Here is an 8,169-nt window from a genome sequence, read left to right as displayed (position 1 = left end):
CGACGACGGCGACCTGACGGTGAAGGCCGAGGACTTCCCGGTTGGCGTGGCGAGCGCCACGATGTACCCGAGCGAGGTCAATGCGGGTTACCTGCACGACTACAACGCGGCGCCGGGCAACGTGGACGCGCCGGTGCTGTTCGAGGCGCCGGTGGGGTTCACGCAGACCGGCCTCGAGGTCTACGCGGCCGTGAAGGGCAGCAGCGCAGCCTGGGGCGGCTGCAGCGTGTGGGTCAGCGTCGACGGGTTGAACTACCAGAAGGCCAGCACGCTGCACGGGCCGGCGCGCTACGGGCGGCTCGGCACCTTCATCAGCGGCGACAGCGTGACCGTGAGCACCAGCGGCCAGCTGATCAGCACCAGTGCGGCCGATGCCGCAGCACTCGGCACGCTCTGCTACATCGGCGGGACGGTGCCCGAGTACCTCGCTTTCCAGAATGCGGCGCTCCTGGCGCCCGGGACCTATGCGCTGTCCGGCCTGGTGCGCGGTGCGCACGGCACGCCCAGCACCGGCCACCAGATCGGCGACGCTTTCGTGCGCGTGGACAGCTCGATCGGCAAGAGCGGGCCACTGGAGCTGAGCTTCATCGGCAAGACGATCCACTTCAAGTTCACCAGCTTCAACATCTTCGGCGCGGCCGAGCAGAGCCTGGCCGAGGTGTTGGCCTACGACTACCGCGTAACCGGTGCGATGGCCGCGCTGCCGCCGTCGGCACCGACGGACGTGTCCGCATCCTTCGAGCCTTTCGGCGTGCGGCTGAAATGCGCCAAGAACGCCGAGCCGGATGTGGTTGGCTACGAGTGGCGAGTGAGCACTGGTCAGAGCGCGACCTGGTCGACCGCACAGGTGGTCGAGCAGCTCGGCGGCACCTCGCACCTGTGGGCGGTGCAGGCAAGCGGCGCCTTCACGGCCTGGGTCGCCGCGGTCGATGCGTTCGGCAACCGCAGCACGCCGACGAGCGTGGCTGGCACGGTGACGGCGCCGGCGATCTCTGCACTGAACGCGACCATCACCGGCACCGACCTGCAGCTCGACTACGCGGGCGTGCCGGGCGCGTTCGCGATCAGCGGCTACGAGTTGCGCTTCGGCGACAGCTTCGCGGCGGCCACCGTCGTCGGGGTGTTCCAGATCACGCGGCACCTGCGCCGCATCGACTGGGGCGGCGCCAGGCGGTGGTGGGTCGCGGCGATCGACGTGAAGGGCAACCGCGGCGCGGCCTCGTCGGTCGACACGGTGGTTACCGCGCCGGGCGCGATCGTCGCGTCGCGCGCCGAGGTCGTCGACAACAACGCGCTGTTGTACTGGACCGCTCCGGCCAGCGGCAGCCTGCCGATCGACCGCTACGAGGTCCGCAAGGGCGCAAGCTGGGCCGCGGGCACCATTGTTGGCTCCAACGGCAACAGCACCTTCACGGCGATCTTCGAGCAGCAGGCGGGCGTCTTCACATACTGGGTCGCGGCTTTCGACAGCGCCGGTAACACCGGCACACCTGTCGGCATCGCGGCCACCATCAACCAACCGCCCGACTACGTGCTGCGCACGCAGATCCACTCGACGTTCAGCGGCACCTCGACGAATCTGTTCCTGGAAGATGGCGCGCTGCTCGGGCCAGTCGCGCCGGAGACCTGGGCGCAGCACTTCGAATCGCACGGCTGGACCACGCCGCAGCAGCAGGTCGACGCGGGCTTCCCGCTGTATGCGCAGCCTAGCGTGTCCGCCGCGACCTACGACGAGACCTTCGACTACGGCACGGCGCTGCCGCCGACGATCGTCACCGTGACCCTGGGCGCGACGGTGGTCGCCGGCCAAGTCACGTCCAGCTGCCAGATCTACACGAAGTTGAACAGTGCAGACGCCTGGACAGCCGCGGCGGCGGGCGCGACCAGCGTGCTGGCGGCGAGCTTCCGGTACGTGCGGGTGGTCTGGACCTTCAGCTGCAGCGCGGGCGCGAACCTGATCCGTATCGCGAGCCTGGACGTGAAGCTCTCGAACAAGCTCAAGACCGACTCGGGGCGCTTCGTGATCACCAACGCGGCGGCGGGCGTGTTCGTGCCGTTCGCTGTGACCTTCATCGACGCCGACACACCGCTCTGCCAGGCCAATGGAACGACGGCGCTGCTGCCCATCGTGGACTTCCTCGACGTGCCGAACCCGACCGGCTTCACCGTCTACCTGCTCAACCCGCAGACCGGCCAGAAGGTCACCGGTTCGGGCGGCTGGACGGCGCGTGGGTATTGACCCCCGCATAGCTCAACACCTATTCAACGACTCAGACGACATCACCGACCACCATGCCGATCGACTTCAGCAAACCCGTCACCACCGACCGCTATGACACCGGCGTCCTGCCGCAGATCAAGGCTTCCTTCAGYGCGTTGTCGCAGTGGATGGACCCAGCCTACGTCGGCGCAATCACCAGCCCGCCGGCGGGCGCAAAGCGCTTCACCGGCGGACTGATCCAGGAGTTCAATGGCAGCAGCTGGGTGGAGAAGGCCACGGGCTACCTGAAGAACACTCCACCGGTCTCGTACACCTCGGTGTCGATTCCTGGGGTCGCGGGCGGATGGGCCGGTGTCCAGTTCAGCGATACCGCCAAGCTGTACTCGCTGATGGTGAACGCGAGCGACGGCACGTCGGGGATCTATTCGGTGAGCGAAAGCCGGTGGAAGTGGTTCTTCGACAACGTCGGCCAACTCATCGAAGGGACGGTGCCTTGGGGCCGCGTCACCGGAGCGCCAGCCATCACGGCGTGGGTGCCGGATTTTGCGGCCAACGGCAACACGGTGGCGTTGCGCAACGCGAACGGCTACTTGCACGCTACCTACTTGAACCAGAGTTCGCCCAACAGCGAGAACGGACCCATCAGCCAGGTCTTCATCAACAACGGTGGCGACGGCTTCCTGCGCAAGGTTGACCTGAGCTACTTCGGCAACAGCCTGGTGGTGCCGTGGACCAACATCTCCAACCGGCCGGGCTCGATGTCGCAGTTCTTCAACGACGTGGGCTTCGTGTCGTGGAACAGTGCGCCCGTCTTCTCGGGCCTGGTCTACGGGCGAGGCGGAGGCGATGGGCTCGGGCGCATCACGATGACAAACGTGGCTGGCCAGCCGTCGGGCGGTGCGCCGGGCGACCTCGTGTTCGTGTACTGAGGAGAAGGGCACACATGGCAGAGATGTGGCGGTACGACAGTGGGGGCGTGGCGCGCAAGATCCGCGAGGTGTGGCGATATGACGTGGGTGGCACGCCGCGCAAGGCGCGCGAGATCTGGCGGTATGGCGCCGACGGCGTCGCGCGCAAGGTCTTCAGCGGGTCGTTCGTGGTGACCGCTTCGACGGCCAGCGTCTTCGGTTCGGGCTTCACGTCGACTCGCGGTGCAACCGTGCCGGTGACCACCACCCCTGTGACGGTGACGGTGCAGGGCGGGGCGGGGGTCTTCACCATCGCCTGGTCGACATTGTCAGGATCGTCCGCGACCGCGATGTCACCCAACCTGGCGACGACGCAGTTCCGGCGCAATGCAGCTGCCCCAACGACCGTTGGAAAGGCCAACACGCTGAGTGGCGTGCAACGGTGCACGGTGACGGAAGTGAACACGGGCGAGGTGAAGACGATCGACGTGACGGTGGTCACAGAGCACTGGTACGACTTTTGAGGCTCCAGCGAGCGGCACTTATCGACCGAGGCTGTGTGAAAACGCAGGACTTGAAGCCGTTCCCGGGTCTGCTCCCCCCTCCCCGTAGGTCGATCGTCGAACACCGCGCGATCTAAGAGGTCGATACGCCTTGAAGCCAAGGCGCGATGGCCGCACGAAGCTGGAGCGTTGAGTAAGGTTTCGCTACGTGAGCATCCATTCCGGCGGCAAGGCATCGATCTACGTCGTTCTTGAATGCGTTGGCTGTCAAGGCGATGATGGGGATCCGGGGCTGACCGTTGCACCGCTCAGCCTCGCGAATTCGGTGCGCCGCTTCATAGCCATCCATTACGGGCATGTGGCAGTCCATTAGCACGAGCGCGAAGGGCGTCACCGCCAACTTCGCCAGCGCCTCTTCGCCATTCGCCGCGGAAACGACTTCGAGGCCAAGCGATTCCAGCATAGCGATGCCAACCATCTGATTGACCAAGTTGTCTTCGACCAGCAGGACAAGGCCCTCCAGACGATCCGAACTTGATGCCCCTTCGAGCTTGCCGAGCGGCATGGGCGCGGTCGGCGCGGCGACCTCGAGGGCAAGCTCGAACCCGAACGTCGAACCCTGGTCGTGGACGCTCGTTACCTTCAACTCCCCGCCCATCACCCGCACCAGTTGCCTGCTAATGGATAGCCCCAAACCCGTGCCTCCCGGTCGCTCGTGGGTGGGATCATTGGCTTGGACGAAGGGCTCGAAGATTCGCTCGAGTTGTGATGGATCAATGCCAATGCCGGAATCCTGCACTTCAAAAGCAACGTGCTCGCCGTCACCACTGCGAACTAACTGCGTCCGAAGAGTCACATTGCCTTGCGGCGTAAACTTGATCGCGTTACCCACCAGATTCAGCAGCACTTGCCGCAGATGCAGCGCATCGCCGAGCCGCATATCTGATAATCCCAGGCCGGGCTTGAACTGTAAGTTGATGCCATTTCGCTCGGCCGAAGGTGAAAACAAGGCGACAACCGAGCGCGCGACGGAATTCACGTCAAGCGGAGCAAGGTCAACCTGAAGCAAGTTCGAACCGATCTTCGCGAAGTCGAGCACTTCATTGAGTGTCGCAAGCAAGRCCTCGCCTGACGCCGTGGCCACCCCAAGATAGTGCATCTGCCTGGGCTTAAGTTCAGACTTTGACAATAGCTCCAGGGCACCGAGCATGCCGTTCATAGGCGTGCGCAGCTCGTGACTCATATTTGACAGGAACTGTTCTTTGGCGTGCCCCGCGGCAAGGGCCTCGTCGCGCGCAATCTCGAGCTGCCGAGTTCGATCGGAAACGCGATCTTCAAGATTGACGTTGAGCTTGGTCAGCGCTTCCTTGGCGCGTGCCTCCGTGCGCACCCGACGTTCCGACGAACTTGCGCTATCGCTGCGAGAGCGCTCGGCGAGTTCGGCCGCGGTATGGGCATTCAGCGCCGAGATCACCAACTGCTGGTTCGCTTCACGTACGAGTTGATGTTGATCACTAGCAGCCAGACGTTCGGCTGCATGCCGTACTTGCTGATTGATATCAGCCAGGACCGCTTGCGCAATTGACAACTCGAGGCGAGCGCGCGAAAGCAGCTGAAGGGTGCTTGATCGCTGGCCGCAGATTCGGCGAGTAGGCCATTTCATGAGCACGCCGTCCTCTCTCAGTGAATTGATGCCCGATACACGGTGCTGAGCTGCATCAGCGACTGAGTCAAAGCAATAATGTATTGCCAAATGACACTTCAGACTTCGCTGTTTATCTCTCGACAAACGCATCGAATTGATGCCGAAGATCATCTAACCTACATCATCGATTTGAAGGCGTGACAAGCCTGAGAGGCACGGCAAGGGTCGTCCGCTCACGGCCATGTGTTCAAACGGGTGGCGGGAGTCCGCGAGAAGATAATCCCGGTTTGGGATCTACAAACGGGACGAAGATCCCGCGAGGATGGGCGCATGAGCACCCTGTCCTCCACCATGCTGGCCGCGTACCTGCAGGCCGAAACCGATGTCCTCCTCGGCAAGGAAGCGCGCCTCGGCGATCGCGTCTTCCGCAGCGAAGACCTGGCCGAGATCCGGGCCGGCCGACAGGAGTGGGAACGCCGCGTCGCCGGTGAGCGCGACCGCGCATTTGGTGCATCGACCCTGGGCGGCCTGCGCTTCTCCGTCGCGCGTCTCGACTGATGGCGGCGCGCTTGAACCCTGTCGACCGCCTCGTCGCTTGGCTCGACCCGCAGCGCGGCCTGAACCGCCTGCGCAATCGCACGCTGCTGGCGCACTACGAGGCTGCGCGCCCGAACCCGCTGGAGCCCGAGCTTGTGCCGATGGACTTCAATGACTCGGCCCGCGGCATCAAGCAGGGTATCCAGTACAACGCATGGATGCGCCCGACTGCCTACTGGGTCAGTAAGACCCACCCCGGCGAGGCGACGACCCTTCACCAGGATCTGAACGTTGTCACGGCCGACCGCATGCTGCACCTGGCGCACCTGTCGCGCATCGGCCAGCTGCGCGGCGTCACCCGCTTCGCCAGCGTTATCGGGCGCATTGAGGACATCAAGGACTACGAGGAGTCCGAGCGCATCGCGGCGAAGGTAGCGGCGATGCTTACCGGCTACGTGAAGCGCCAGGCACCGGATGGCGGCGGCTATGAGGGCCCGCTGAAGGACGACAACGGCAATGACTTGCCGCGCCAGGTGTCGCTGTCGCCGGGCACCATCATCGACACGCTCGCGGTGGGCGAAGAGATCGGCCTGATCGACAGCAAGCGCCCCAACCCGAACCTGATCACGTTCCGCAACGGGCAGCTGCGCGCCTTTGCTGCCGGTATCAGCGCGAGCTACTCCAGCGTCAGCCGCAACTACGACGGCACGTACAGCAGCCAGCGGCAGGAACTGGTCGAGCAGTGGGTGCACTACGCCTGCCTGACCGACGACTTCGTGTCGATGGCCGTACAGCCGGTCGTCGAAGACTTCATCAACGCTGCGAATGCCTCTGGTGTGGTGCCAATCCCTGCTGACCTGAAGCCCGGCACAAATGACGACGTGCTCTATGTCGCGCCGTCGATGCCGTGGATCGACATGGCAAAGGAAGCCACCGCCTGGCTGACCTTGAGCCAGGCCGGCTTCATCAGCGAGGTCGAGGTGATTCGCAAAGCCGGGCGCAACCCGGACACGGTGCTCGAGCAGATCGCGAGCTGGCGCAAGAAGGTCGAGGAGAAGGAGCTGCGTTTTAGCAGCGACGTGCGTCACCAGAACGCGAGCGGCCTCCCCACCGCGCCGAACTCCAACGACCCCAACGATCCGATCAACGACACCACCGAGGAGGGCCAGACCGATGACGACAAGCCATGAGCCGCGCAACCTGACGGACGCCGACACCAGTGCCATCGCGGAGCACCTGGCTGACCAGCTCGCCGCCCAGCTCGTGACCCGACTCGGCGATGAGCGCACCGCGCAGCGCTTGGTCAACGTATGGGGCGGCTACGTCGACCGGCAGCTCGGCCGAGGCCTGCGCCGGCTCGCGATGTACGCGGTGATGGCGCTGCTCGGGCTGGGCGCGCTGAAGTTCGACTGGTTCAGCCGCCTGCTTGGCAAGTGATCGGCGCAGCCTCCGCATCCCACAGCCATGACAACCTCAACGACTACAGCAATGAACTTCGAGACCGCATTCGACCAGGTGCTCGGCAAGGAAGCCGGTTTCAGCTACGACCCGCGCGACAGCGGCGGCCAGACGAAGTACGGCATTACCGAAGCGGTGGCTCGTGCTTTCGGCTACGCCGGCCCGATGAATCTGCTCGGCCTCGACCAGGCCAAGGCGATCTACCGCAACCGGTACTGGGATGCGCTGCAGCTCGACCAGGTCGCGAGCGTAGCCCCGGTCATAGCCGGCGAGCTGTTCGACACCGCGGTGAACCAGGGCACCGACCAGGCGGCCACCTTCCTGCAGCGCGCGCTCAACGTGCTGAACATGGAAGGCACCTGGTATCCCGACGTGCAAGCGGACGGCCGCATCGGTCCGATGACGATCGCCGCGCTGCGGGAGTACATGCGCCGCCGCGGAGCCGAGGGGCAGGTGGTGCTGCTGCGCGCGCTCAACGCGCTGCAGGGCGCCTTCTACGTCGAGCTGGCCGAGCGCCGCGCGAAGGATGAAGCCTTCGTCTACGGCTGGCTGCTGAACCGCGTGGAGATCACGCCCGCGGCAGGAGGCAAGGCCTGATGGACCCGATCAGCACCGCCTTTGCGCTCGCGCAGTTCGTGCCGGGCATCCTGAAGTGGATCACCGGCAGCGACCAGGCCGAGCAGGCTGCCAGCACCGTGATCGACATCGCCAAGCAGGTCACCGGTAAGGACACTGGCCAGGCCGCGCTGAGCGCGATCCAGGCCGATCCTGCTGCGCTGCTGGCCTTCCGCCAGGCGGTGATCGCGGCCGAGGTCGACCTCGACAAGGCTTTCCTCGCCGATCGCCAGGACGCCCGCAAGCGCGACGTGCAGCTTGCCCAGCTCGGCCGGACGACCA

8 protein-coding genes and 1 pseudogene are annotated in these 8,169 nt (G+C 64.9%); 8 read left to right on the top strand and 1 reads right to left on the bottom strand.

Annotation, left to right across the window (positions count from 1 at the left end):
• The 3 genes from AC1D01_RS16560 to AC1D01_RS16550 all read left to right on the top strand — a co-directional run.
• On the top strand, nucleotides 1-2,239 hold a 2,239-nt coding region (locus AC1D01_RS16560; RefSeq protein ID WP_477868097.1), incomplete at its 5' end, for a GTA baseplate fiber-binding domain-containing protein.
• Nucleotides 2,240-2,292: 53 nt separating this feature from the next.
• Nucleotides 2,293-3,150 carry a hypothetical protein gene (locus tag AC1D01_RS16555; protein WP_477868095.1) on the top strand — a complete coding sequence of 286 codons (858 nt, stop codon included), beginning with the start codon at nucleotides 2,293-2,295 and terminating at the stop codon, nucleotides 3,148-3,150.
• Between the two features lie 14 nt (nucleotides 3,151-3,164).
• Nucleotides 3,165-3,653, top strand: coding sequence for a hypothetical protein (locus AC1D01_RS16550; protein WP_477868093.1), 489 nt, complete (start codon nucleotides 3,165-3,167; stop codon nucleotides 3,651-3,653).
• 112 nt (nucleotides 3,654-3,765) lie between these two features.
• On the opposite strand, the gene AC1D01_RS16545 is transcribed toward AC1D01_RS16550, so the two are convergent.
• Nucleotides 3,766-5,448: an ATP-binding protein gene (locus tag AC1D01_RS16545; protein ID WP_477868091.1), complete on the bottom strand. Its 1,683-nt coding sequence runs from the start codon at nucleotides 5,446-5,448 to the stop codon at nucleotides 3,766-3,768.
• Nucleotides 5,449-5,607: 159 nt separating this feature from the next.
• On the opposite strand from AC1D01_RS16545, the gene AC1D01_RS16540 reads away from it, so the two are divergent.
• The 5 genes and pseudogenes from AC1D01_RS16540 to AC1D01_RS16520 form a co-directional block, all read left to right on the top strand.
• Complete coding sequence (locus AC1D01_RS16540) at nucleotides 5,608-5,835, top strand: DUF6148 family protein (RefSeq protein WP_477868089.1); 228 nt, start codon at nucleotides 5,608-5,610, stop codon at nucleotides 5,833-5,835.
• A gap of 11 nt (nucleotides 5,836-5,846) precedes the next feature.
• Entirely contained in the window at nucleotides 5,847-7,004 is a 1,158-nt protein-coding gene (locus AC1D01_RS16535; protein ID WP_477868087.1) for a phage portal protein, read from the top strand.
• Entirely contained in the window at nucleotides 6,988-7,251 is a 264-nt protein-coding gene (locus AC1D01_RS16530) for a hypothetical protein (protein ID WP_157598160.1), read from the top strand. The genes AC1D01_RS16535 and AC1D01_RS16530 overlap by 17 nt, the downstream gene beginning before the upstream one ends.
• 51 nt (nucleotides 7,252-7,302) lie before the next feature.
• Nucleotides 7,303-7,869: a glycoside hydrolase family 108 protein gene (locus AC1D01_RS16525; protein ID WP_477868084.1), complete on the top strand. Its 567-nt coding sequence runs from the start codon at nucleotides 7,303-7,305 to the stop codon at nucleotides 7,867-7,869.
• A pseudogene (locus AC1D01_RS16520) lies at nucleotides 7,869-8,169 on the top strand (hypothetical protein); the annotation flags it as partial. The gene AC1D01_RS16525 and the pseudogene AC1D01_RS16520, both read left to right, overlap by 1 nt.

The sequence above is a fragment of the Rhizobacter sp. P3_B12 genome, assembly GCF_056402895.1.
This window is presented reverse-complemented; position numbering and strand designations above follow the sequence as displayed.

Excerpts from the sequence above, each read along its gene's own strand:
- AC1D01_RS16550 (WP_477868093.1), top strand. The coding sequence starts at position 3,165 with ATGGCAGAGATGTGGCGGTACGACAGTGGGGGCGTGGCGCGCAAGATC.
- AC1D01_RS16540 (WP_477868089.1), top strand. The coding sequence starts at position 5,608 with ATGAGCACCCTGTCCTCCACCATGCTGGCCGCGTACCTGCAGGCCGAA.
- AC1D01_RS16530 (WP_157598160.1), top strand. The coding sequence starts at position 6,988 with ATGACGACAAGCCATGAGCCGCGCAACCTGACGGACGCCGACACCAGT.
- AC1D01_RS16525 (WP_477868084.1), top strand. The coding sequence starts at position 7,303 with ATGAACTTCGAGACCGCATTCGACCAGGTGCTCGGCAAGGAAGCCGGT.